26 protein-coding genes and 1 other annotated feature are annotated in these 25,088 nt (G+C 42.3%); of the genes, 6 read left to right on the forward strand and 20 right to left on the reverse strand.

The genetic code is table 11. From position 1 onward, the window contains the following. Window positions 1-65 precede the first annotated feature (65 nt). Entirely contained in the window at window positions 66-746 is a 681-nt protein-coding gene (locus tag L4D20_RS10915; RefSeq protein WP_428801597.1) for a hypothetical protein, read from the forward strand. 78 nt (window positions 747-824) lie between these two features. Continuing rightward, the gene (locus L4D20_RS10920) at window positions 825-1,025 is read left to right on the forward strand and encodes a DUF4250 domain-containing protein (RefSeq protein ID WP_428801598.1); all 201 of its coding nucleotides are present in this window, start codon (window positions 825-827) and stop codon (window positions 1,023-1,025) included. 99 nt (window positions 1,026-1,124) lie between these two features. Here L4D20_RS10920 and metR read toward each other — a convergent pair whose 3' ends face one another. Continuing rightward, a complete protein-coding gene (gene metR / locus L4D20_RS10925; RefSeq protein ID WP_428801599.1) occupies window positions 1,125-2,036 on the reverse strand; it encodes an HTH-type transcriptional regulator MetR in 912 nt (303 codons plus the stop codon). Window positions 2,037-2,294: 258 nt separating this feature from the next. Between metR and metE the strand changes: the two genes are divergently transcribed. Beyond that, window positions 2,295-4,634, forward strand: a complete 2,340-nt coding sequence (gene metE, locus L4D20_RS10930) for a 5-methyltetrahydropteroyltriglutamate--homocysteine S-methyltransferase (RefSeq protein ID WP_428801600.1) — start codon at window positions 2,295-2,297, stop codon at window positions 4,632-4,634. 115 nt (window positions 4,635-4,749) lie between these two features. On the opposite strand, the gene L4D20_RS10935 is transcribed toward metE, so the two are convergent. The 16 genes from L4D20_RS10935 to trpL2 all read right to left on the reverse strand — a co-directional run bounded on the left by L4D20_RS10935 (window position 4,750) and on the right by trpL2 (window position 20,333). Further along, on the reverse strand, window positions 4,750-5,307 hold the full coding sequence (locus L4D20_RS10935; protein ID WP_428801601.1) for a VC2662 family protein: 558 nt from the start codon (window positions 5,305-5,307) through the stop codon (window positions 4,750-4,752). Window positions 5,308-5,534: 227 nt separating this feature from the next. Then, window positions 5,535-5,918 (reverse strand): GspS/AspS pilotin family protein, encoded by a 384-nt coding sequence (locus L4D20_RS10940; protein ID WP_428801602.1) that lies wholly within the window; start codon window positions 5,916-5,918, stop codon window positions 5,535-5,537. Window position 5,919: 1 nt separating this feature from the next. Continuing rightward, window positions 5,920-6,216, reverse strand: a complete 297-nt coding sequence (locus L4D20_RS10945; RefSeq protein WP_428801603.1) for a YciI family protein — start codon at window positions 6,214-6,216, stop codon at window positions 5,920-5,922. A gap of 107 nt (window positions 6,217-6,323) precedes the next feature. Next, complete coding sequence (gene yciA / locus L4D20_RS10950; protein ID WP_428801604.1) at window positions 6,324-6,713, reverse strand: acyl-CoA thioester hydrolase YciA; 390 nt, start codon at window positions 6,711-6,713, stop codon at window positions 6,324-6,326. A gap of 118 nt (window positions 6,714-6,831) precedes the next feature. Continuing rightward, entirely contained in the window at window positions 6,832-7,380 is a 549-nt protein-coding gene (locus L4D20_RS10955) for a septation protein A (protein ID WP_428801605.1), read from the reverse strand. A gap of 84 nt (window positions 7,381-7,464) precedes the next feature. Further along, a complete protein-coding gene (locus L4D20_RS10960) occupies window positions 7,465-7,716 on the reverse strand; it encodes a hypothetical protein (protein WP_428801606.1) in 252 nt (83 codons plus the stop codon). Between the two features lie 97 nt (window positions 7,717-7,813). Beyond that, a complete protein-coding gene (locus tag L4D20_RS10965) occupies window positions 7,814-10,357 on the reverse strand; it encodes a hybrid sensor histidine kinase/response regulator (protein ID WP_428801607.1) in 2,544 nt (847 codons plus the stop codon). Further along, window positions 10,350-11,537: an acyl-homoserine-lactone synthase gene (locus L4D20_RS10970; RefSeq protein ID WP_428801608.1), complete on the reverse strand. Its 1,188-nt coding sequence runs from the start codon at window positions 11,535-11,537 to the stop codon at window positions 10,350-10,352. The genes L4D20_RS10965 and L4D20_RS10970 overlap by 8 nt, the downstream gene beginning before the upstream one ends. Before the next feature lie 236 nt (window positions 11,538-11,773). Further along, window positions 11,774-13,063 carry a dicarboxylate/amino acid:cation symporter gene (locus L4D20_RS10975; RefSeq protein WP_428801743.1) on the reverse strand — a complete coding sequence of 430 codons (1,290 nt, stop codon included), beginning with the start codon at window positions 13,061-13,063 and terminating at the stop codon, window positions 11,774-11,776. Window positions 13,064-13,384: 321 nt separating this feature from the next. After that, entirely contained in the window at window positions 13,385-14,191 is an 807-nt protein-coding gene (trpA, locus tag L4D20_RS10980) for a tryptophan synthase subunit alpha (protein WP_428801609.1), read from the reverse strand. Next, entirely contained in the window at window positions 14,191-15,381 is a 1,191-nt protein-coding gene (gene trpB, locus L4D20_RS10985; protein WP_428801610.1) for a tryptophan synthase subunit beta, read from the reverse strand. Before trpB ends, trpA begins: the two co-directional genes overlap by 1 nt. An 11-nt stretch (window positions 15,382-15,392) precedes the next feature. Next, on the reverse strand, window positions 15,393-16,808 hold the full coding sequence (trpCF, locus tag L4D20_RS10990; RefSeq protein ID WP_428801611.1) for a bifunctional indole-3-glycerol-phosphate synthase TrpC/phosphoribosylanthranilate isomerase TrpF: 1,416 nt from the start codon (window positions 16,806-16,808) through the stop codon (window positions 15,393-15,395). 4 nt (window positions 16,809-16,812) lie between these two features. After that, window positions 16,813-17,811: an anthranilate phosphoribosyltransferase gene (trpD, locus tag L4D20_RS10995; protein ID WP_428801612.1), complete on the reverse strand. Its 999-nt coding sequence runs from the start codon at window positions 17,809-17,811 to the stop codon at window positions 16,813-16,815. Between the two features lie 13 nt (window positions 17,812-17,824). Further along, window positions 17,825-18,451 carry an aminodeoxychorismate/anthranilate synthase component II gene (locus L4D20_RS11000; RefSeq protein ID WP_428801613.1) on the reverse strand — a complete coding sequence of 209 codons (627 nt, stop codon included), beginning with the start codon at window positions 18,449-18,451 and terminating at the stop codon, window positions 17,825-17,827. A gap of 5 nt (window positions 18,452-18,456) precedes the next feature. Next, a complete protein-coding gene (locus L4D20_RS11005; RefSeq protein WP_428801614.1) occupies window positions 18,457-20,022 on the reverse strand; it encodes an anthranilate synthase component 1 in 1,566 nt (521 codons plus the stop codon). A gap of 126 nt (window positions 20,023-20,148) precedes the next feature. Then, window positions 20,149-20,249, reverse strand: a sequence feature (Trp leader region). Continuing rightward, window positions 20,202-20,333 (reverse strand): tryptophan operon leader peptide, encoded by a 132-nt coding sequence (gene trpL2 / locus L4D20_RS11010; protein ID WP_428801615.1) that lies wholly within the window; start codon window positions 20,331-20,333, stop codon window positions 20,202-20,204. (Overlaps the previous feature by 48 nt.) A gap of 56 nt (window positions 20,334-20,389) precedes the next feature. Between trpL2 and rnm the strand changes: the two genes are divergently transcribed. From rnm to rluB, 3 genes are all read left to right on the forward strand, one after another. Then, complete coding sequence (rnm, locus tag L4D20_RS11015) at window positions 20,390-21,265, forward strand: RNase RNM (RefSeq protein WP_428801616.1); 876 nt, start codon at window positions 20,390-20,392, stop codon at window positions 21,263-21,265. Between the two features lie 47 nt (window positions 21,266-21,312). Beyond that, window positions 21,313-21,933 carry an L-threonylcarbamoyladenylate synthase gene (locus tag L4D20_RS11020; RefSeq protein ID WP_428801617.1) on the forward strand — a complete coding sequence of 207 codons (621 nt, stop codon included), beginning with the start codon at window positions 21,313-21,315 and terminating at the stop codon, window positions 21,931-21,933. 111 nt (window positions 21,934-22,044) lie between these two features. Continuing rightward, a complete protein-coding gene (gene rluB / locus L4D20_RS11025) occupies window positions 22,045-22,995 on the forward strand; it encodes a 23S rRNA pseudouridine(2605) synthase RluB (RefSeq protein WP_428801618.1) in 951 nt (316 codons plus the stop codon). 85 nt (window positions 22,996-23,080) lie between these two features. Here rluB and L4D20_RS11030 read toward each other — a convergent pair whose 3' ends face one another. The 3 genes from L4D20_RS11030 to L4D20_RS11040 are packed head-to-tail and all read right to left on the reverse strand — an operon-like array spanning window position 23,081 to window position 24,978. Beyond that, window positions 23,081-23,395, reverse strand: coding sequence for a DUF1330 domain-containing protein (locus L4D20_RS11030; protein WP_428801619.1), 315 nt, complete (start codon window positions 23,393-23,395; stop codon window positions 23,081-23,083). Next, window positions 23,388-23,996 (reverse strand): short chain dehydrogenase, encoded by a 609-nt coding sequence (locus tag L4D20_RS11035; RefSeq protein WP_428801620.1) that lies wholly within the window; start codon window positions 23,994-23,996, stop codon window positions 23,388-23,390. Before L4D20_RS11035 ends, L4D20_RS11030 begins: the two co-directional genes overlap by 8 nt. A gap of 13 nt (window positions 23,997-24,009) precedes the next feature. Next, a complete protein-coding gene (locus tag L4D20_RS11040; RefSeq protein ID WP_428801621.1) occupies window positions 24,010-24,978 on the reverse strand; it encodes a haloalkane dehalogenase in 969 nt (322 codons plus the stop codon). Between the last annotated feature and the right edge of the window lie 110 nt (window positions 24,979-25,088).

The raw sequence follows: 25,088 nt of genomic DNA on the forward strand, positions 1-25,088 counted from the left end.
ATTAAAGCAAGTCTGCTATTATCTCCACCATACATATATGTTGTTCAATTTTAATAGCGGATATTATGGTACATCATCTACTTTCTCTCTTTCCTGCCATGCTCTTGGGCGCGCAGTTAGTATTAACCATCATTTTAGTTAAAGCTGATATTTGCCCCGGGCAGCGTGGCCGTATCCATAAAACATTACCTGTAATTGGCGTACTATGGTTAGCCGTTGCTTCACTGCAAATTGAAGTATTTATGGTGGTATTTGCGATTTTCTATTTTTACTCGCAAGTTCAAACAGGGAAAACACGTAATGCAGGTCCTATTTGGTTGTTGTATCTCGCCAACGGTTTGGCTCTCTCATTTGTTGGGATTCAAGTTAGCCAACAAGCAGAACTTTCACAGTCTATTGCTTATTTCGTGTTGATTTTTTTGTTAGGTGCAAGTTTTTCTCATCTATTGCTTACGGTTGCGCGCACGCGTTTACAAGCTTTTCATAAAGTATTACCTGTGGCTGGAGTTATAGCGGCTATGGCATTCGTTGTTTGTTCATTGGTTACAATTTATGGGCTAGATGAATCTCAACTTACAATGATACTGAGCCCCCTCGTGGCTCTATTTGTACTGTTGCTTTTTGGTGTCGCCGTATCATGTTGGCACCTATTGACGGATAAAGAGGTGAATAAAGCGCAGTTAACTGTGAGTCTTTTACTGCTCTTAAGTGCGAGTACAGTTTCGTCAGGATTAGTGACAGTTTAGAGCTTAATCACGTCATATTTGGAAAATAGCAGCTACGCTTTTAGAGTCTGTTGAGTTTAGAACTAGAGGAGCGTAGTGATGGATCTTAGCAATGTATCCCGTTTTGATAGCGTCATTCTTCTTAGTATCGTTAATGAAAAATTACGCATAGAGTGCGATAGCTTTGAAGAGCTAGTGAGCATGTATGAAATGGATGTAGAAAACTTGGTTGGGAAGTTGGATGTGTTGGGCTATCAATACGATCCATTAACTAACCAGTTTAAAGCGTACGAACGTTAAATTGGTCCATAACGAATTCATACGCTTTTGATCGGCTCATGTAGTAGTAGGCAATAAATACTAGCCTAACTATTGTTATTGTTTTTCGGTTAATAACGATTAAGCCATCTTGATTCCGTCAAGGTGGCTTTTACATTGTAGTCTGGCCGTTGAAAAGAACGCTTGTAGATAGCGTTTATCTTTTTCAGAATTTCGGGTAGCAGCAAACAATCTGCGCCAAAGGCCTTCACCTAATGGCTTGCTACTAATTAGCCCTTGTCGAGAAAACTCACTGATTGCCCAGTTTGGGAGTGCAGCAACGCCTAAACCAGCCGAGACCATTTGTACAAGCATTAACGTATTATCTGCCTGTTTCCACTTTTGAGGCTCAATATTAGCGGGTTGTAGGAAATGCTTTACGATATCAAGCCGTTGCTTTTGTACGGGATAAGAGAGCATGGTTTGATCACTAATATCTTGTGGTTCGATGAAATCTTTGTTTGCAAGAGGGTGAGTCGTGGACGTAATGAGGCGCATTTCAAAGTCAAACAGTGGTTCATAATGAACTTCAGACCTAGGTTGGATATCAGAGGTGATTACTAGATCTAACTCTCCGGCCATCAGCGCAGGTAGAGGTTCAAAGCCAAAACCAGATGAAAAATCAAGGGTGACACTAGGCCACGCAATTTGATACTCCTTTAAGGCAGGCATTAACCATTGAAAGCAAGAGTGGCATTCAATGGCCATATGTAATCGACCATTCACATCCTCTTTTAAACTAGCAAGCTCATTTTCAGCTCGTGCGAGCTGAGGCAACACCTCATTTGCTACTTTCAGCAATATTTCACCTTCTGAAGTGAATTTAACAGGACGTGTTTTTCGTAAAAACAGTTGTCCTCCAATCCGAGATTCCAAATCCTTTATCTGATGAGACAACGCAGACTGAGTTAAATGCAGTGCAGTCGCCGTTGCGGTTAACGATCCTGTTTCTCTTAGCGAGGTGAGTGTACGCAAATGTTTTAGCTCAATCATGAGGTCCTCTCATCTTCCTTGAATAGTCATTAGTAACTCTAATCTACCTTTAATCAATAGCAGTGTAAACATCTAGATGGCTATATTGGTTTGGATACATGAGAATTATTAATAAACAAGTTGAATAATTGGAGATTGTTCATGTTTGTGAAAAACGAGATAGTTTGGCCATCCAGAGCTCTTCTAGGTTTCAATTCTAGAGAGACTAAAGGCTAAATCGAATTGCTTAGCAAAATAATAACCAAAAGGAATATGGACATGACAACAACGACTCACATACTAGGTTACCCACGTATTGGCGAAAAACGAGAGCTTAAATTTGCATTAGAGCAGTACTGGCGTGGAGAGATCGACCAAAAAGCACTGAAAGAAGTTGGCTCGTCACTTCGCCAGAATAATTGGCAGCTCCAAAAGAACGCAAAGTTAAGCTTTGCCACAGCAGGGGATTTTGCATGGTATGACCATGTGCTAACCACAACATTACTGTTGGGCCATACGCCTAAGCGTCATAACAATGGCTTTCCTGATTTGGACACCCTGTTTAAGGTGGGTCGTGGCCAGTCTCAAAATCATTCTAGCAATACGTGTGGATGCGGTAGTGCTCATGGGAATAGCGAAGTAAAAGAGGAGAGCGGAAATGCCGCGTCTGATATGACGAAATGGTTTAATACCAATTACCACTATATTGTGCCAGAGTTTAGCCAAGACGATAGTTTCGAAGTCAGTTGGCCACAGCTGTTTGAAGAGGTGAATGAAGCGATTAAAGCGGGCCACAAAGTCAAACCTGTTCTGCTTGGTCCTTTGAGCTATCTATACCTAGGTAAAGAAGTTGAGCCAGGCTTTGATCGTTTAACATTATTGCCGCGTTTACTTACGGCTTATCAAGCAATCTTGTCAAAACTAGCGGGTCTTGGCGTTGAATGGGTACAAATTGATGAGCCAATTTTATCGCTTGAGTTAGAAGAGAAATGGTTAAACTCTTTCAAACTAGCCTATCAAGTGATTCAAGGTGATGTAAAACTACTGCTTACCACGTATTTTGACTCTGTCGTTGATACCATTGACAAAATTGTAGAGCTTCCAGTTCAGGGACTACACGTTGATTTATCAGCCGCACCAGAGCAGCTTGATCTTGTTCTTTCTAAACTGCCGCAAGATTGGGTTCTATCTGCTGGTGTGATTAATGGCCGTAACGTATGGCGAGCCGATTTAAGCGCCTTAATTGAACGTTTAGAGCCAGTCAAAGTGCAGTTAGGTGAGCGTCTATGGATTGGTACATCGTGCTCTCTGCTTCACAGCCCAGTTGATTTAGAGTTGGAATCTGACTTAAGTGAAGATGTTCGCTCTTGGTTTGCTTTTGCAAAACAGAAAGTAGATGAGGTAACACTACTTGCCGCAGCACTTGATGGAGACAGTAATGCGGTGCTAGCTTGTGACACTTATAGCCAGCCAATTGTAGCCAGGCGTTCATCAACTGCAGTAAACAAACCGCAAGTGGAAGTACGCATTAATAGCATTACCAAAGCATTAGCTGAGCGAAGTGAAGAGTATGCTACACGTGCTCAACATCAAGCAAATGTGCTTGGTTTACCTTTACTACCAACAACAACAATTGGCTCTTTCCCGCAAACTGGTGAAATTCGTGCTCAACGTAGTGCACATAAAAAGGGCCAGTTAACCGATACGGAATATAATCAAGCGCTGAAAGGTCATATTGCTGATGCTGTAAAACGTCAAGAAGCGTTAGATTTAGATGTTTTGGTGCACGGTGAAGCTGAACGCAACGACATGGTTGAGTATTTCGCAGAGAACTTATCTGGGTTCCAAACAACTAAGTTTGGTTGGGTACAAAGTTATGGCTCTCGTTGTGTTAAACCTGCAATTGTGGTTGCCGATATTGAGCGTGAACAGCCAATCAGTGTGGGTTGGACGACCTATGCGCAGTCTCTAACATCGAAGAAAATGAAAGGGATGCTTACAGGGCCTGTAACAATCCTATGTTGGACTTTCCCCCGTGAAGATATCTCACGTAAAAAAATCGCCCAGCAATTGGCGTTCGCATTGCGTGACGAAGTGTCTGACCTACAAGATGCGGGGATCAACATAATTCAAATTGATGAACCAGCGATTCGTGAAGGGCTACCACTTAAGAAGCAAGATCATAAAGAGTACCTAGAGTGGGCGGTAGACGCTTTTAAAATCTCAGCGGCTAGTGCAAAACCTGAGACTCAAATACATACTCACATGTGTTACAGCGAGTTCAATGAGATCATTGATTCAGTAGCAGCGTTAGATGCAGATGTGATCACCATCGAAACCTCTCGCTCAAATATGGAACTACTGAGAGCATTTGAAGAGTTTAACTATCCAAATGAAATTGGTCCGGGTGTCTATGATATTCATTCACCAAATATTCCATCGGAAGAGTGGATTCAAGATCTACTTAAAAAAGCAGCAGAGAAGATTCCAGCAGAGCGTTTATGGGCAAATCCAGATTGCGGTTTGAAAACACGAAACTGGCCTGAAACTGAGCAAGCATTAACGAACCTAGTGTCAGCGGCGAAGTCGTTACGTAAAGAGTGGACTGAAGCGGTATAGCTTTAGAGTGGCTTTGAAATGAAACTAAAAATGCCGCTATTAATAGCGGCATTTTTATCAACTTTTGAAAGTAAGATATCTAACTTAGAAAAACGCTAACTTAGAAAAATCAGAGCTACTTAGCAAAGTTGATGATAGGGAAACACTTGAAGAATCCGTTATCAGCACAGTTGATCAGACCGATCTGAACACCCTCAATTTTTGATGTTTTGTTGAAGATGCCGACTTGCACTGTTGATGTCTCAGACAAGTTAGCTGCACCAACATCAACCATAGTGTTACCTTCTGAGTAGTTTACAAAACTTACGTTTGCACCTTTAACATCATTAGTTACGTTTACAGCACCAACGTTTGCACCCAGTGTTGAGCCAGTATTCCAGTTAAAGAAACCTAAAGATGCACCTGTCATTGATTCGTTAACTTTTGAAGCGCCGAAAATACCCAGGTTTACACCAGTTGTGTTATTAGTTTCTGAAAGACCAACAATTGCTAGATCCACACCTTTAACTTCATTAACTTGACCGTAAAGCGCAGCAACACGAACGCCGCCAACAGCGTTTTCGTCTGGGGCGTTAAAGTTATTAATAGATGAGAACATTACTGGGGTAGAAGCAAAGGCAACCGAAGAAGTAAGCGCTGCTGTTACAGCTAGAGCAGAAACGATTTTTTTCATGGGGGACTCCAAACTATGAGTTTTTATAATTTTCAATTGACGCTTGTACAAACAAGGGGCAATAGATGCGATCTGACTCGCATACTCTATATGCGTAATGTAGAGTATGCAAGTCTATCAGTGAGTTGGGTTGAATGCGTATCACAGATGAAACGATAGCGTATCATTTCATCTTGTTCGTATATTGCTCCGTAATTGACAAGTACTATCTATTTTAGAAGTACTGCCTATTTACAAGTGCTATTGTCAATGTATTGATCAATGACGAGCTGGCCTCGACTATTACGCATTTTAATACGATAGCTGATTCCGACTTCCAAATTACTCTTCACTTCTGGATTTTCACAATAGCTATTTATGCTCATGTTGATGACTTGCTGAATAGGCTTAGCACCCCGAGCATCATCGTTATAGACCATCATGATTTCAATGGTTGTGCCTTTTGCATTGGCACGCATGATCGAGAGTGGACCATGCTCTAAAGGTAGTTCTGCGCTCAACACGCTTGCTCTATTGTTTGCAAGCAGCTCAAGATGACGCTGCTGCTCGGCATTTGAAGAACAGCCTAATAGTGTTAGTGAAACCAGACAACCGATGAGAAATCTACGCATTTTAAAATACTTTTTTAAACGGCTTTACAACAACGTTGGCATAAACACCGGCATCAATATATGGATCGGCGTCTGCCCAAGATTGAGCATCTTGAAGAGAATCAAACTCAGCAATAACGGTAGAACCAGTAAAGCCCGCTTCAGCCGGATTCTCAGAATCTATAGCGGGCATAGGGCCTGCTGTGAGAAGGCGACCTTCATCTTGAAGCGTTTGAAGGCGCTCTAAATGCTGTGGGCGAACAGAAAGTCGTTTTTCAAGAGAGTTTTCAACATCAGTTGAGAAAATAACGTACCACATAGTATGTCCTTATAAAGAGTGATTAATTACATTGGGAATGCTTTATTGAAAACCAATGTACCGAAAGTAACAGGATTTTCCAGCAACAATGTGATGGTAATGTGAGTTTAAGCTTTGGTAATAGCGCGAGGTTTTCCATTTGTATCAATTGCAACGTAGTTGAAGGTTGCATCACAGACCATAAACCGTTCTCCCACACCATTTTCTTTGACAGGCTTAACCCAAACAGCAAGGTCAATGCTCATGGAGGTACGACCTATTTTCGTACATTCACCGTATACACAAACAACGTCACCCACTTTTACAGGCTTTTTAAACGTGATGCTAGAAACAGAAACGGTAACGATACGGCCACCTGAGATCTCTTTAGCAAGAATGCCCCCAGCTAAATCGAGTTGAGACATAATCCAACCACCGAAAATGTCTCCATTTGCGTTACAGTCGCTTGGCATGGCAAGAGTTCGAGTAAGTAGTTGGCCTATAGGTGCATCTGACATGGTTTTACCTTGAATAATTAGTATTTCTGAAACAACACAGCGACCCCAAAGGTCGCTGATTTAGAATATTAGAACTGGAACGAAGCGATTGTACCAAATTGAAAGTATGTAGACAGCACTACAGTTTTGAAGAGTTATCTTGCTCTTTCGGCATGTACTTGTAGACATAAATACCGGTGAGAATAGTGTAGCCAAACGTGGCAGCAAGTAGACCGAATACTTTAAAGTTCACCCAAAAATCTAATGGCATCTCATAAGCAACATAGATATTAAGTAGTGCGCAGAAGCTGAAAAAACCAACCCATGCCCAAGTAATATTCGCCCATACTTTTTCTGGCAATGTCAGCTCTTTTGCGAGCATTCCTTTGATAACCGACTTGCCAATTAAATGACTCACTGCAAGTCCGGTTGCAAACACCGCGTATACAATCGTGACTTTCCATTTTATAAAGTTGTCATCGTGTAGGAAAATCGTCATGCCACCAAATATTGCCACCATTATAAAAGTGATGAGCTGCATCTTTTCGACTTTTTTATACAATATGTATGTAACAATTATTTGAACAGCAGAAGCGATAATCAAAGCACCTGTTGCTACATAGATATCCTGCATTTTATATAACGCAAAAAATATTATTAGTGGAATAAAATCAATCAGCTGCTTCATTGGTGTATGTCTTCCAAATCATAATTGGCTACAGTTTAACGAAAACAGCGGAAATACTAAACCGATGATGATTAATCTATGCGGCTATCTTTCCATTCCACTCGTTTGCAGCCTTGGGATCAGTCGCTTCATATCTTCCAAATACCCTTCGTTACGTAGGTTATCTACTGCCGACCTTAGCTCTGCATCGCTCATGGAAAAGCAACACGATTTACCCGTCATCAAGTTCAAGTATTCGTGGTATTCCATTTCAGTAAAATGCCCAATACGATCAACGAGTAACGTTTTAATCCCATGATGGATTAAGCCATAGTAAGTATGTCGATGAATGTCCATAACAACTGCTCCTAATCTAAGTTGCTGCTGAAGAGCAAGTGGTAGCCAAGAAAATGCCACCGCAACGTAATAGAATACAAAGCATATTAAATGCCAACTAATGAGTCGCTTGAACTTCTCGATTTCTACTAAGCCATTTTATTACTTTTTCTTCTAGGGCATCTTGGCCTGTTGGCTTACTTAAATGGTCATCCATTAATTCTGAGATCATAGAAAGCTCTTTGGCTCCAGACTCGCCAGAGAGAGCAATGATAGGGGTTGTAGGGGATATCCGCTTCAGTTCAATTGAGGCGTCAAACCCATTCATCACGGGCATTTGGATATCCATAATAACCAGATCGATAGGGTTTGTTCTAAAAATATCAATCGCGGTTTTTCCATTATTAGCTTGAATAATATTCAGCCCTAGATCCAAATGTTCAAGGTAAAGCGTCACAAGTGCTCGTTGCACCTCTTTATCATCGACAACCAAGATATGCTTATGGTTTAGCTGTTGATTATCAAAAGCGGTAGGAATAAACCTATTATCTGTTTTATTTTTAAAGCTTTTTTCCACGGGTTGCGGTACAGCGATAACAGGAAAGCTTAATCGAAATTCAGTGAATTTCCCCAATTCTGATTCGCAGTTAATAGTCCCACCAAAAGAGGTCATTACTCGCTGACAGTATCCTAGCCCGAGGCCGCTACCACCACTTTTATTATGAGAGAAAAAGTCATTAAAAATATGAGCTTGTATTTTTTCTGGTATACCAGGTCCGGTATCTCGGACTATGACGTGATTTTGATTGTCACTTTGCAATATGGAAATGTCAATTTGACTATCAGGATAAGAATCAAAGTAATAAATGGCATTACGAAGTAGGTTGAAAATGACAAAATTAAATAAGGTATCGTTAACTTTGACATAAAAGTCACCAGTTGCGATTAGCCGAATTCGTTGTTTCTGCGAGGTGTCTTCGAACCCGTACTGGTCGAGTGATCCTCTTAGTAGTTGGGTAATTGAATATGAAGACGAGGGTTCATCGTCTAATGAGGCACTGTTTACTTCTCTTAGTATGATATCAATAAGCTGCTTACCGCGTTCAACAGCATTTTTACCTTTATCTATCTCTATTTCTAGCTCATGGACGGCAGATTGACGGTCAATGTGTGAGCGTAATGTTTCAAAATGCAGTAACACCTGCGCGAGCGGGTTTCTCATCTCATGCGCAATCGTATTAGCTAACGCTTGAGACTGTCTAACTTTACATTCCATGTTGATATAGCCTTGCGCTTTTTTGAGCATGCGTTGCAACGCTAAGACCTCTTCCTGTGAGAATAAGCGGCCACTTGTTTTGTGAGTGGATATGAGAAAGTGTGAGACGCCATGGCTATCATCAAATAGCGGCAGTGCCATAGCGACATCGGTATTACTCATTTTAGCGTATAACTTTGCGAGCTCTTCAGGTTGATCGCTAGATGATCGATCAATTTGATCTTTAATTTCATCAACAATAAGCGCATTCCCGAATAGCTGAACCTGTTTGGTGTATAGCTCATCTTCTTCACTCGTTTGGATTAGCTGTATTTGGGATTTAGGCACGCCCAGTAATAGGGACAGCTTATTCATGGCAATTGATGGAGAAGACTGAAACTCTGAAACCAAAGAGTTGATCTCATCAAGTGGTGTTTGTTCTGATTGATAGAGTACAACACTGACATAACGCTTAATCTTGTTGAACATGTATCGCCATGTAACACCAATAAACATGCAACCTATAATGACATTTGTGGTTACTTGAGCTGGTGTTAAAAATTGGCAGATAGAAAGGTAAAGTGCAGTATAGAACCCACTAGTGATAATCAATGTTAGGGTGAGAAAGAGTATGTACTTCCCACTAAAAAATCGACGCGTTAGTAGCGCATAACCGACCATCAACATTTCGCTGATTGATAAAGCAGGTGGTAACCATGTTAACGAGAAATCATTGAGTAGATAAGTAAAACCAAGCTGTATAACGGCTGTTGAAATCATGAAAATTGCGATGCCCAGAATCATGTAATTGATTCGAGCTTGACCAAGTTTATCAGCACTGTGTCTTATCGAAACCAAATTGATCAACGTGAGTGCTATTAGGGAAATCAGAATGGTAAAGAAGCCTTGAGTGTGCGGACCAAAGACTATTATAAAGTCACTCGCACTTTTTACATGAACATCAACGACGGTGAGATCTGGAACGATGTTTACAGTAATCGCATAAATGACAAACAGACTTAATATCGCGTAATGAAACTTTGGTGTCGGTGTTTTTGAAAGCTCAGCGCGAAGCTGACATGAGAACAAGAAAGCGAATGTAAATCCAAGAAATGCAGATATATTGGCGAGTATTGCCATGAAAACAGCGACTTCAGCAGAAAAAATAACTAAGAAGTCGGTATGAAAATAGGCATTACTTATGATCCAAAAAAATAGCCCAATAGAATAGAACACATAGAACCTAAAAGTATTTGCTTTATTTCCACTAGATGGCTCCTGTAACGAGCGTGATCGACTTCGTAATGAATATAAAAAGTAACCGACCCAGATCAAAATAAGAAAAGAGATACCAATCAATGTTAACGCTTTTGGATAAAGCAGCGGTGCAATGAGTGTGTCAAACATAGTCAATCTCTTTCACTTCTCTAATTCTACCAATGACGCGATGCTTATAAGATTGATAATCTAGATCTTCAAGCTCATAGCGCAAACTAGGGATGACCCAAAATCCTTTGTACGTATTGTTGATAGAGTTTTCAACATGTCTAAAACTACTATGAAAATAGCCCCCGTATTTTAATGTTTCATAAAACCGGATCATCCACGGTTGTTCGATAACTGTGTATGCGAGTTTGAAGTTTCTATCGGCTAGATAAGGCATAATTCGTTTTTGTGCAAGAAAGAGAAAGAATGCACCTTGCGTGGTTGTCCCGCTCACTGTTAAACGTAGCACTTCACATATTTGCTCTTTATCTTGGATATGGGAACTGAAGTTGTCTTCAAAGTGTTGGTTACAGCTACCGTTATAATCGAACTTGGCATCAAATAATCCCAGTTCGAAACAGCGTTCATTCAGGTTGTTAGGCAAACATAATTGCCAATAATGATTTCGGAAAAACGATGTGAAATAGAGCCAATGTTGTGCGTCTTTCCAACCTTGAATTCGAGCTGATGAAACGATAGTGCTTGGTGTATCTTGATCGTTAGAATTCGGGTAGGTAAGGATAAAGTGGCTTCCCTGACGTGATATGTCTAATTTGGGTAGAATTTCATACCACTTGTTCACTGAGACCAGTGTGGATAGATTAATAAGGGCAATCGCATCATTTAGCGGCATTGGTGCAAAATGGTGAAGTGATAAATAGAGCTTATTTGATGTCGCTATCTCTTCAACGATTTCAGATTGGTATAGATTTTCATCGATAAGTAGAGCACTAGACTTGTAAGCACTATCGGATGGATAGCGCTGTTTTATCTTGTATATTTCATATTCACACCAGAATGCAGGCCAATGACCAAAGCATTGTATCGCCAATTTTTCGAGTGAATTGAACTCTTCAGGCCAAGTGGGAATATCGGTTTGAAGCGCTTGACAGTACGCTTTTGTCTTAATGCATGAATCGATGCTAAGGGATTGGATAGATGGATCGAGAGAGTAGGCAATACTTAATCTATTCATCAATATATCGACAAGAAAACTTGTTGATACTGTTGCTTCAATTGCTTGGGCGGCGCGAAAACAGCTTTCTTTAGTGATATCGAGATCGAGTTGGTGGTTACAGTCTGATTGTTCGATCGCGGCCATCCTTTGTCCCTATGTTTAGCAGAGTTAACTAGTGGCCTAGTAGCATAACAACAGAGAATAATGTAATCGAATGCATATTAAGTGAAGCGTGCGATAGATCTCAGCATTTATAGAACAAAAGGCCCTGAGATTTAACATCTTAGGGCCTTTAAGTTTCACTTTAATGAAACATGTAATTCAAGGTGATGATTTAACAGCACCACTGATTACGATATTGAATCAATAATGGACAAGCTCTATGCTTCTTGTTTTTGAAGTTCAGCTTCAACTGCTTCATCTTCAATTAGAGAGTCAACAATAACGGCACATGCTGCATCACCAGTGATGTTTAGCGCTGTACGGATCATGTCGAATACACGGTCAAGAGCGAACAGTAGTGGTAGACCTTCGATTGGAATACCAGCCGCTAGTAGTACTGCAACCACTAGGAAAGATGGACCAGGAACACCTGCTTGACCAACAGCACCAAGAGTCGAGGTTAAGATGATCGCAATGTATGCGCCCATGCTTAAATCAATACCAAATAGCTGTGCAAAGAAGATAGCAACCAAACCGTAGTAAATCGCGTTACCAGACATGTTGATTGTTGCGCCTAGTGGCAGAACAAATGATGCCGTTGAGTTACGAACACCTAGCTCTTTTTCAACAGTTTCCATAGTAACAGGAAGCGTTGCCATAGAAGACGCCGTAGAAAGTGCGACAGCCTGTGGCTTCTTCATTGCTGTTAGGAATTTCTTCGCAGACGTCTTAGTAAAGATTTGGATCATCAGCGGGTATGCAACAAAGCCGAAGATTAGAATTGCAGCAATGTAAACCATGAACAGTTTGAATACGATCATTAGTGCAGCAAAACCAAACGTACCAACCGCTTCAGCCATCAGACCAAATACACCTAGCGGAGCGATGATCATTACTTTATTGATCATCCAAACCATTGCGCCAACAATAGTGTTAACACCGTTGATGATTGGGTCGCGCTTTTCAGCAGCTTGCTGAGAAAGTGCTACACCAAAGAACAGGCAGAATACTAGGATTTGTAGGATGTTTTCTTCGTTCAGGGAGCTGAAAATGTTCGTTGGGATCATACCAGTAATGGTTGCCCAGAAAGTAGGAAGCTCACCTTTGTCTGCTAAGTCACCAACTGCAAACATGCCTTCAACGGCAGAAACATCAATACCTAGACCAGGCTTGAAGATTTCACCCATTACTAAAGCAAGTGCTACAGCAAGTGCTGAAGTAATGCCGAAGTAACCTAATGTCGTTAGACCAACTTTACCTGCTGATTGACTGCTACCTAGACCAGCTGCACCTGAAATTAGGGCAACCGCTACTAAAGGGATCACCAGCATTTTAATCAATGCGATGAAGATTGCGCCCATCGGTGCAAACATCGTTGCACTTTCGCCCATCAGGCCACCGATGACGGTACCAAGAATCATAGCGATGACTACTTGCACGCCGATGTTGCTTAGTAAATTCTTTTCTTTTAACACTTTTGTTACTCCTGTGCTGCTTAAATGTAAAATCCTAATATTACATACTAATAGTTACTAAATTATTAGATAAATATTTCGTCATGCTTTGTACACGTATCTATCGCTATTGGCAACCGAGCAGGGGGGCAATTGGAGTACTTAAATAGGTTTTTATGACTTTTGTTTGTTTTTTGTCATTTTTAGCAAACGTTTGCTATTTGTTTTGGTGATTTGTTGTTCGAATTCCATTGAGGGTGTGAATGGTATTTTGATAAGGCTTGAAGTAAGAGAATTGTTAAATGTTAAAAAAAAGACCTTCAAAATTTCTCTGAAGGTCTTTTAGACTAAAAGATCTAATTTTTAAACATTTAGCTACATTTGTGTAGCTTGTTTCATAGTAGAAACGAATTTATGAAGTGTTGAGAGCATCTGGGTTGGTGCTTCTAGGTTTGATTCGATGATCTTAACGACAGCGGAACCTGAGATGGCTCCCGCAGCACCGGCGACTAAGGCTTGCTTAACTTGCTCAGGTTCAGAAATACCAAAGCCTAGAAGCGCAGGAGGAGCATCATACTGGTTAAGGCGATCTAATAGTGCATTAACGGGCATGTTTGCCTTGGTTTCTGCGCCTGTTACACCTGAACGCGAGAGTAGGTAGGTATACCCGCTGCCTAGTTTAGCTACTGATGCTAATGTTTCATCGCTCGCCGTTGGTGGAGCGATGAAGATTGGATGTACACCATGTTTTTCAGCAGCAGCGACAAATTCGGCACTTTCATTAGTAGGGACGTCTGCGATTAATACAGAATCAATGCCTGCTTCAGCGCAGCGTTGGTAGAAATTTTCAATGCCACGCGAATAGACTAAATTTGCATACATCAGTAAGCCAATCGGTAGCTCTGGGTATTTAGCGCGAATTTTAGCGATAAGATCAAAACAGATGTCAGGCGTTACTTTTGAATCTAAGGCACGAATGTTTGCACCTTGAATCGTTGGGCCGTCCGCGAGTGGATCAGAGAAAGGGATACCAAGCTCAAGAGCGTCAGCGCCAGCTTCAACCAATGTCTCCATTATTTTAAGTGACTGCTCAGGGTTAGGATCACCAACAGTAACGAAAGGGACAAAAGCGCCTTGGTTTTTCTCACTTAGACGAGTGAATAGTGTTTGATAGCGATCCATTATAAGACTCCTTTCTCTTCTAAAATATCGTGGACAGTGAAAATGTCTTTATCACCACGCCCTGATAAGTTAACAACCAGTAGCTGCTCTTTTTCTGGTTCGTTATGTGCCATCTTGAGTGCATGCGCAAGAGCATGAGCTGATTCAAGCGCAGGAATAATACCTTCTTTACGAGCTAAGATTTGGAAAGCATCCAACGCTTCATCATCGGTCACGTTGTCGTATTCCGCGCGGCCAATAGCACTTAGGTGAGCATGTTGTGGACCTACTGATGGGAAATCAAGACCCGCTGAAACAGAGTATGACTCTTCAACTTGTCCATGCTCATCTTGCATTAATGGCGCTTTCATGCCGAAGAAGATGCCCGTTTTACCGTGCTTAAGTGGCGCACCGTGTTGGTCAGTATCAATTCCTTTACCTGCTGGCTCTACACCAATCAGGCGAACATCTTTCTCTTCGATAAAGTCAGAGAACATACCAATAGCATTAGAACCGCCACCAACACACGCGATAACCGCGTCAGGCAGGCGACCTTCACGAGCTAAAATTTGATGCTTAGTCTCTTCGCCAATCATATGTTGGAATTCACGAACAATGGTTGGGAATGGGTGAGGGCCAGCAGCAGTACCAAGTAGGTAGTGAGCGTCTTCATACGTTGCAGACCAATCACGTAGTGCTTCGTTACATGCGTCTTTAAGCGTTGCTGAACCTGAATGAACTGGAATAACTTCCGCGCCCATTAGCTTCATGCGAAATACATTAGGGCTTTGGCGTTCAACGTCTTTTGCACCCATATAAACACGACATTTTAAATCAAGCAGTGCACACGCAAGAGCCGTCGCAACGCCATGCTGTCCCGCGCCAGTTTCCGCAATGATCTCTTTCTTGCCCATACGCTTAGCAAGCAGTGCTTGACCAAGAACTTGGTTGGTTTTATGCGCGCCACCATGAAGCAAGTCTTCCCGTTTAAGGTAAAGCTTAGTTTTCGTGCCTTTGGTCAAGTTACGAGTCAAAGTTAACGCCGTAGGACGACCTGCGTATTCTTGCAGTAGCGTCATAAACTCAGCTTGAAACTCAGGGTCTTCTTGAGCGTCAATAAATGCTTGCTCAAGTTGGTCTAGTGCTGGGACTAAGATTTGTGGAACGTATTGTCCACCGTATTCACCAAAATAGGCGTCTAGTTTTGCCATGATAATAATCCTTAATAATCTCTGATTGCTGCAAACGCTTGTTGCAACTTATCGGTATCTTTTTTACCTGCTTGGTATTCAACGCCTGAGTTTAGGTCAAGGCCTAAGCAGCCAAGAAGTGACGCTTGCTGCGCATTTTCTGCACTTAGCCCACCCGCTAGCATAATTTGTTGTGTCTGGTTTATGATGTCCCAGTCAAATACTTTTCCTGTTCCACCTGATTGTTCACCGATTTGGGTATCTAACAGGTGGCGGTCAATATTGTGCTCCAATAGTGTCGGCATAGAGTCAGTGACGCCGTAAGCTTTCCAGATTTCAGTTGAATCGGAAAGACGAACTTTTAGCTCATCTACGAACTTTTGATTCTCATTACCATGAAGTTGTATCGCTTTAAGACCTAATTGAGAAGTGATTTCTACAATTGAATCAACGTTACTATTTTGAAATACGCCGACATATTTAAGCGGTGCACCACTCATCGTTAATCGAGCGGCTTCGAGATCAACATATCGTTTAGACTTTTCGACAAAGATAAGCCCGCCAAATACAGCGCCAGCTTGGTACGCTTTCGCTGCATCATCAGAGTGGGTTAATCCACACACCTTGTTTTCGCCTAAGATGACGCTACGAGCTGCAAGCTCAATATCATCTTCTGCCATTAACGAGCTACCGATCAAAAATCCCTTAGCGTAAGAAATAAGATCTTTTACTTGTTGATGAGTGTATATGCCGGACTCTGAAATAATAATCGCATTTGGAGCTTTCGCTTTTACTTGTGGAGCAAGCTCTTTAGTACGGTTAAGATCGGTCGACAAGTCACGCAGGTTACGATTGTTAATGCCGATAACCTTTGCGTTCAATGCGACGGCACGGTTTAATTCCTCTTCATTACTAATCTCGGTCAGAACTCCCATCCCTAATGAGTGAGCGACGTCCGCAAGTTCTTTGTACTGTTCATCGTTTAGTACTGAAAGCATAAGAAGAATGGCATCTGCGCTGTAGTGACGCGCTAGATATACTTGATACGTATCAACCATGAAGTCTTTACACAAGATAGGTTGCGTCGCGATAGAGCGAACCTTCGGCAAAAATTCAAAGTTACCTTGAAAGTACTTTTCATCGGTCAGAACAGAAATAGCGCTCGCATGGCGATTATAAACGGTAGCGATCTGCTCTAGGTTAAAGTCATCACGTATTAGTCCTTTAGAAGGAGACGCTTTCTTACACTCTAGAATAAAAGCGGTCTTTCCTTTTTCGAGTGCGTTGTAGAAGTCACGATCGGATTGCTTAAGTGCAGCTTTAAATTCACCAAGAGGTTGCGATACTTTACGATCTTCGACCCACAAATATTTATCTTTGACAATTTTGGCTAACACCTCAGCCATTTCCGTTTCTTGTAGCGATACGTGTTCAGAAAGTTGCGTCATTGAATTAGCCTCTGCTCGCAAGTTGTTGAACAAGCTCGAAAGCTTTTCCTGAATTCATCGCTTCGATGGCTTTTTGTGTATTTGCTTTCAAATCTTCCTGACCAAATAGACGCATTAGAAGTGCTACATTGACAGCCACTGCCCCTACTTGAGCGTCGGTACCTTTACCTGTCAAAATATTCGTAATAATGGCGCGGTTCTCTTCAGGAGCTCCGCCTTTAATGGCTTCTAGAGGGTGGCTAGTTACACCAAAGTCTTCTGGTGACAAGGTATATTGCGTAATTTCACCATCTTTAATTTCGGCTACGGTAGTTGTACCGTGGATCGCCACTTCGTCTAGCCCACTACCGTGAACAACGGCCGCGCGTTTCATGCCCATCTTCAACATGGTCTTAGCGATAGGCATAACAAGCTCTTCGCTGTATACTCCCATCAGCTCTATGTTCGGACGAGCAGGGTTGATCAGAGGGCCGAGAATATTGAAAATTGTACGCGTTTTCAGTGTTTGACGAACAGGCATCGCGTGGCGAACACCACCGTGATATTGAGGAGCGAAAAGAAAGGCTACACCCAGTTCATCAACTGCTTGTCGAGTATCTTCTGCGCTCATCGCAAGGTCGATACCAAAAGAGGCAAGCAGATCAGAAGAACCTGACTTGCTTGAAACACTACGGTTGCCGTGTTTTGCAACTTTCAATCCACACGCTGCGGCGACAAAGGCGGCAGTAGTAGAGATATTAATAGTGTCATGGCCATCACCACCCGTACCTACGATATCGGCAAAATCATAATCTGGGCGAGGAAATGGACTTGCGTTGGCAAGCAGTGCTTTCGCAGCACCTGAGATTTCCTCAGGCGTTTCACCTTTGATTTTAAGCGCAGTCAGTGCTGCGGTCATCAAAATAGGGTCTAATTCACCACGAATAATAACGTCAAACAGTTGCTGACTTTCTTCTTGGGTAAGAGAGTGCTGGTCATAAAGCTTATTAATAATATTTTCCATGATAACTTCCTTATTAAGCCGTTTTTTCGTGGTTAGATTGATTCTCAAGAGCCCACTCTATGGCATTGCTAAGAAGTGTCGCGCCATAAGTGGTCATGATTGATTCTGGGTGGAATTGGAACCCGCAAACTTTATCTTGTTCGTTGACAACGGACATAACGAGCCCATCAACTTCAGCTGTTATCGTTAGTAGCTCAGAGACATGAGTCGCGACCAAAGAGTGATAACGAGCAATGGCCAGAGGGGAAGGTAAGTTCTGATAAATCGCATGATTCTGGTGTGCCATCATCGACACTTTGCCATGAATGATTTCACCTGCGCCTGCCACGGTACCACCGTAAGCTTCAACAATCGCTTGATGCCCAAGGCAAATACCAATCATAGGCACTTTACCTTTTAAACGTTGAATCAGTTCCGGCATTGAGCCTGCTTCTGATGGTGCTCCCGGACCAGGCGATAACAGTACGACAGGATTGGTTAATTGCTCGATTGCGTTTTCAATGGCACTTGCTTCGATATTGTTACGATAAACCGTTACTGGGTAGCCAAGCGAACGAAATTGGTCAACAAGGTTATAAGTGAATGAATCGAAGTTATCGATAAATACGATGTTTGCGTTGTTTACTGATGTCGTCGTCATATCAATTATTCCTTATGCGCAGCTTGAATCGCTGAAATGACAGCTTGAGCTTTTCCGCGAGTCTCGTCCGCTTCGGCTTGCGGGTCTGAATCAAAAACGACACCAGCGCCTGCTTGAACTTGAGCAATACCATTTTCAACGTAGGCTGAACGGATAACAATACATGTATCAAGCGTGCCTTCACCTGTTAGGTAACCAACTGCGCCCCCATAACTTCCGCGACGCGCTTTCTCGACATCACGAATCAGTTGCATGGCACGAATTTTAGGTGCGCCCGTGAGTGTTCCCATATTCATACACGCTTGGTACGCGTGGAGAGCATCCAAGTCTTCACGCAGTTGACCAACAACGCGAGAGACCAAGTGCATAACGTGGCTATAGCGGTCAACTTTCAATAAGTCAGCCACGTGGCGAGTGCCTGCTTGAGATATTCGAGCAACATCGTTTCGTGCTAAGTCGACGAGCATCATGTGTTCCGCGTTCTCTTTTGTGTCCGTTCGAAGTTCTAGTTCAATACGGCTATCAAGATCGAAATCAATCTCACCATTCGGGCGCTTACCCCGACGTCGAGTTCCCGCGATAGGGTAAATTTCGACTTGGTTAGTATCGGTTTCGTATTTCAGTGCACTTTCCGGTGAGGCGCCAAACAGAGTAAATAGTTCATCTTGCATGTAGAACATGTAAGGACTTGGGTTACTTTGTTTGAGTTCTTGATAAGCAGCAAGTGGAGAAGGGCATGGAAGAGTAAATCGACGAGAAGGTACAACTTGGAAAACGTCGCCTTTAACCACGTATTGCTTTAAATCACGTACTGTCTGACAGAACACCTCATCAGAGATGCTAGGAACGACATCAACATTCGCGAGTTTGTTTGCTTGAACGTTCGCAGCAGGTAGTTCGCACAGTGCTTTGATTTCAGTGAGTCGCTGTTCAAGTTGGTCTTTTACTTTTGAGTCTTGGCTAAAGTTACTAGCGTGCAAGTGACCTTCTTCTAATTGATGGTCAAAGCGTAATAAGGTTTCTGCAACATAAAAAACGTAATCAGGGCACTGGTTCGTGCTTTCAGCATCGCCTAGGGGCTCAAAATTTGCGACTAGGTCATAAGCAAAAAGGCCGGCCAAAAATAGCTCTAGCTTTTCATCTGGGTTGTTTTTGTAGCTATGCTGGACAAGACGTAGGGCATCAAAAGAAGAAGGTTCGCGAAGGCGAGAGTCTTCATCAAGTGTGTCGCAAGCTTGAGTAAATGTGAGCACCAACTTTTCTGAGCTATACTCAGATTCGATATCAGATTTTACGTTAGCATGAATATGTTTAATGAGGCTTTGGCCGTTCGCTGTTAAAGCTTGGAATGTAACTTCGTGGCCATAACAGATAATCCGAACCGCAGAATCAATAAGCAGCAGGCTCTTTAGATTCTGTTTTGAGTCAATTTCGGCAGACTCTAGTAATAAACTGTCGCGTTTATTCTCACAAATAGTGTGAAAAAGTTGCGTCGGGTCTTGAGAGTAAGGGACGGTAGTATTGATGATCTCAATGTTACCTAGCTCTTTAATATCAATGGTCTTGTTCACAAGACTTCCTTCTAGTTTTTTGTATCTTCCTGCCGTACATACTCGCATAAAGTATCTAGACTCCCAATGAACAATATTGCTTATTTGTTGAATTGTTAGTCAATTGAGTGTGAGTTAGTCGACAAAATAAAAAAGCCCGCTAATTTAGCGGGCTTAGTGAAATAATCTGGCTTGATTTGTTACACGCGTACCCACTTAGAACTTGTCCAAGTACGCCACCAACGAAGTTCGCTGCAAAGAGCAGAAACTTTATCTTTATTAGGTTGGTTTAATTCTTGTAACATAGTGAGCCTTATTGGAGATGCTTGCATTTGTGTACTAGTTAACTAGTTCAAAGAAAGAAAGTCAAACAAAATGAATAAAAAAGATGAAAATTGATCTACACAGTCACACGACAGCTTCGGATGGCAGATTAACCCCTCAAGAGTTGGTTGATAGAGCCGTAAGCTTTGATGTCAAAGTCCTAGCGATTACCGATCACGATACCCTTGATGGCCTTGATGTTGCCAGAGACCACATTGAACAGAATGAATTACCCATTCAGCTTATTAGTGGGATTGAATTTTCCACGGTATGGCAAAACAAAGACATTCATATCGTCGGCCTCAATATCGATCCAAATAATGCATCGGTACTTGCACTCATCGAACAGCAGAAGTTACATCGTCACGAACGAGCTAAGCTTATCGCGCATCGATTACAAAAAGCGACCCGAGAAGGTGTGTTTGAAGAAGTGCAGCAGATAGCGGGAGATGCGCCGATTACACGCGCTCACTTTGCAAAGTGGCTCGTTGATAATGGTTATGCCAAGACCATGCAGCAAGTATTCAAAAAGTATTTAACTCGTAATAATCCAGGTTACGTGCCGCCGACTTGGTGTTCAATGAATGATGCTATTGACGCCATACACAGCGCTGGAGGGCTTGCTACGCTAGCTCATCCAGGACGCTATAATTTAACGGCGAAGTGGATTAAGCGATTAATTTTGGCCTTTAGTGAGGCGGGTGGGGACGCTATGGAAGTAGCTCTACCTCAACAAGCTCAACAAGAAAGACGCACCCTTGCTGATTATGCTATACAATACAAACTATTAGCCTCTCAAGGCAGTGACTTTCACTACCCATCTGCTTGGACTGAGCTTGGAAGAAATTTATGGTTACCTTCTGGCGTTGAACCCGTTTGGAAGGATTGGACTATTATCTCGTCACCACCGGTGAACGAAGGTGAAGAACCAACTATATAGTTTCAATAATAATATAGAGTCGAGAGACTCGATAATGAGGAATTACAATGAGCCAGTTCTTTTACGTACACCCTGACAATCCACAGGCTCGCTTGATCACTCAAGCCGTAGCTATTATTCGTAATGGTGGTGTTGTCATTTACCCGACAGATTCAGGTTACGCACTAGGTTGTCAACTTGAAAACAAGCAAGCGTTAGAGCGAATTTGTCAAATCCGCCGATTGGATAGCAAACACAACTTTACGCTTCTATGTCGTGATCTTTCTGAGATTGCTTTATACGCGCGAGTCGATAATACCGCGTTTCGTTTACTGAAAACGAATACTCCTGGGCCTTATACCTTTATCTTTAAAGGCACTAAAGAGGTACCACGTCGCTTGATGAACGCTAAGCGTAAGACTATCGGTATTCGAATCCCTGATAATAAAATTGCTCTTGACCTACTGGAAGCATTAGGTGAGCCATTAATGTCGACGTCGTTGATATTACCGGGCAATGAAAATACAGAATCTGATCCTGAAGATATTCGCGATCAATTGGAGCATGCGGTTGATTGTATATTAAATGGTGGTTATTTAGGTGAACAGCCGACCACAGTGATCGACTTTAGCGATGACGAAGCCGTGGTAGCACGTGTTGGCTCTGGCGATCCTTCTCCGTTTGAATAATCAAAAAATGATGCTTTTTGTACGTTAATTTGAGATACTACGCGGCCGCGATTTTGGGTCGCAATAAATTTCATTCGACGTCTGTGAAGACGACAATTACTAGGTAAATAAATGAGCGAAAAACTACAGAAGGTTTTAGCACGCGCAGGGCATGGCTCACGTCGTGAACTGGAAACTTTAATTAAATCCGGTCGTGTTAGTGTGAACGGTGTGGTCGCTAAACTAGGCGAACGTCTAGAAGATGAAAGCGCCGTTATTCGTATTGATGGTCACAATGTAGCAGCTAAGGTTTCTGAAGAAGTTGTTTGTCGTGTACTTGCATACTACAAACCTGAAGGTGAGTTATGTACTCGTAGTGATCCTGAAGGACGTCGTACTGTTTTTGATCGCTTGCCTAAGATCCGTGGCTCACGTTGGATTTCAGTTGGTCGTCTTGATGCGAACACTTCTGGTCTACTTTTATTTACCACAGATGGTGAGCTTGCGAACCGTTTGATGCACCCAAGCCGTCAAGTTGAGCGTGAATATTTAGTTCGTGTTTTCGGTGAAGTAAACGAAGATAAAGTAAAAAACCTTGTTCGTGGCGTTAAGCTCGAAGATGGAATGGCTCGTTTTGAAGATATTGTTTACGCTGGTGGCGAAGGTATGAACCATACTTTCTATGTAGCGATAAACGAAGGTCGTAACCGTGAAGTTCGTCGTCTATGGGAATCTCAAGATACAACTGTTAGCCGACTAAAACGTGTTCGTTACGGTGATATCTACTTAGACAAGAAACTGCCACGTGGTGGTTGGAAAGAGCTCGAACTTAAAGATGTTAACTATCTTAGAGAGCTTGTTGAGCTAAGCCCAGAAAAAAGCACCATGCTTGATGAGTCTAAAGAGAATACATCACGTCAGCGTGAACGTTCTCGCAGCCAAAAAATTCGTCGCGCTGTTAAGCGTCATGAAGAACGTGTTAGCACGCCATCAAAAGGTCGTAGCAACAACCCATCACGCAGTAAAAAGCCGACTAAGAAGTCAGCAGGCGAGCCGGGCGCACGTAACAAGACTCGCCGTTAAGCGAGTATTGCTTTAGGGCATAATGAATACAATAAAAAAGCTGATAGATTTCCTATCAGCTTTTTTTTCGACTAGATTTCGTCATTTAACTTATAGCAAGAGAGAAGTTTGTATCAATCACATCTGACCTTAAGTGCTTAATGGCTAAGTACTCTTGGGAACTCATACACTCCTTTAAGTGCAGCATCGAAGGAAATTGCACAAGTGACAACTTAGCATCTTGAGTTGACCAGTTACCTTCAAGAATCCCTACCTCTTGCTCAGAAGTGCCTGAAATCAATACATTTGCTCCGTACGATTGAAAAATTGGCATTGCTGCTTTTGTGTAATCGGCTAATGATGCATGCCCTTCTGGCAGGATTAGAGATGCGACAAGATAAGCGGGCTGTGAGTTATTCATATGAGCCACCGACCGCATTATATACTTGCCCGTTCTTCGAACCATGAATGCTGGCATCGTAATACGTGGCGACATCAGATGCCGCTATACCAGCACTGCTATCAATTCCCCACGACGCCATGGTTTCTTTAACCATACTCGGGCTTACCGCATTAATTCGCTTACCATCTTTTAGTTCGAGTGCTGTTGTTGCCACAAACGCGTTGATGGCAGCAACACCCATGGCAATAGCAGCAGTACCTGGCATAGGATGGTTTGATGCTTGACCGGACGTGAGCGTAATTGAGCCGTTATCATTGAGGTAATTTAAACCAATCCGCACAAGGTTAACTTGTCCCATGATTTTATTGTTCATAACCATTTCGAACCCTGAATCAGGCATTTCCTCGATATTACCCATCTCACCATTACCTACCATACTAACAATGGCGTCTACTTTTCCTACTTTTTCAAACAGAGAGTGAATGGAAAGGCTATCCTCTACGTCAACGGTATAATCTCCTTGGGTATGACCTACCGCTAGGACTTCGTTATCTTTTCGTAACTGATTAACGACTACTTTTCCGATGGTTCCATTTGAACCGATAGCTAAAATTTTCATGCTTACTCCTAGTTTAATATTCAGTTTTTTCTAACCAATGTATTAAGGTTGTCGTTAATTGTTGCGATTGATCTTCTTGTAAAAAGTGTGATGCGTTATTGATGGTCTTATGCGGTTGCCCGTACGCACCTGAAAAGTTATTTTGAAATTTTGTGTCATAACCACGATCGGCTAAAAATGGGTCTTGGTCGCTAAAAAGCGTTAGTACAGGTTTGTCCCACTGCTTTAATTTCTGCCAATCCTCATTGACGCTATCTAATTCAGAAGCAACAATCTGAGGCATCTTTCTTGGCCCCGCATAATATTTAGAGCTTGGAAACGGGGAGTCGTAAGCTCGTATTTCCTCTGGATTAAGATCTTTTGTTGTTAGTGTTTGAATGATTTTTCCTACTTCGAGTTGAGATGAGTGCTTAAAGTAGCCCGCCCAATTGCCGTAATTAATTTTGTTTGAAAAGGTTTCGAGATTTGGCTTTCCAGCGAATGCAGCCAGCAATTTGAGCACTTTGGGAACCATGAACTTCTCAACACCATTCATTTCAGCAAGGGCAGTGTTAGCAACGACAAGTCGGTCTAACCATTCTGGCTCTTGAGCTAATGTGCGTAGGCCTATCATTCCTCCCCAATCTTGCATAAATGCGACGGCGTTTTTTATCCCTATTTGTCGGACAAAACTGCTCATCCAACGAACGTGATTGCCATAGGTGTGGGCATCGATGCTTGTTGGTTTATCCGATTTACCAAACCCGATTAAGTCAGGGGCAATAACACGGTAGCCAGCGTTCGTTAACACTGGGATCATATGGCGATACAGATAGCTCCATGACGGTTGTCCGTGCAGGAGAAAGATGGTTTTAGTGTTGTGACTTCCTTCGTCGAGGTAGTGAACTCGCATACCTTCTACATCTATATAATTCGGCGAAAATGGGTAGTCCGCGAGATTATTGAAAGCACTATCCGGTGTTCTTAGGACTTGTTGGTTCATTGCTATTCCCTTACTGAGCTAATTATTTATTTATATCTGAGCTTTGCCGTGTTGATCGTTAGCAGGACAGAAGCGATTTGATAAGTTCACTTTAAGCAATAAGCTCATTC

The sequence above is a fragment of the Vibrio kyushuensis genome, assembly GCF_050337325.1.
Lineage (GTDB): Bacteria > Pseudomonadota > Gammaproteobacteria > Enterobacterales > Vibrionaceae > Vibrio > Vibrio kyushuensis.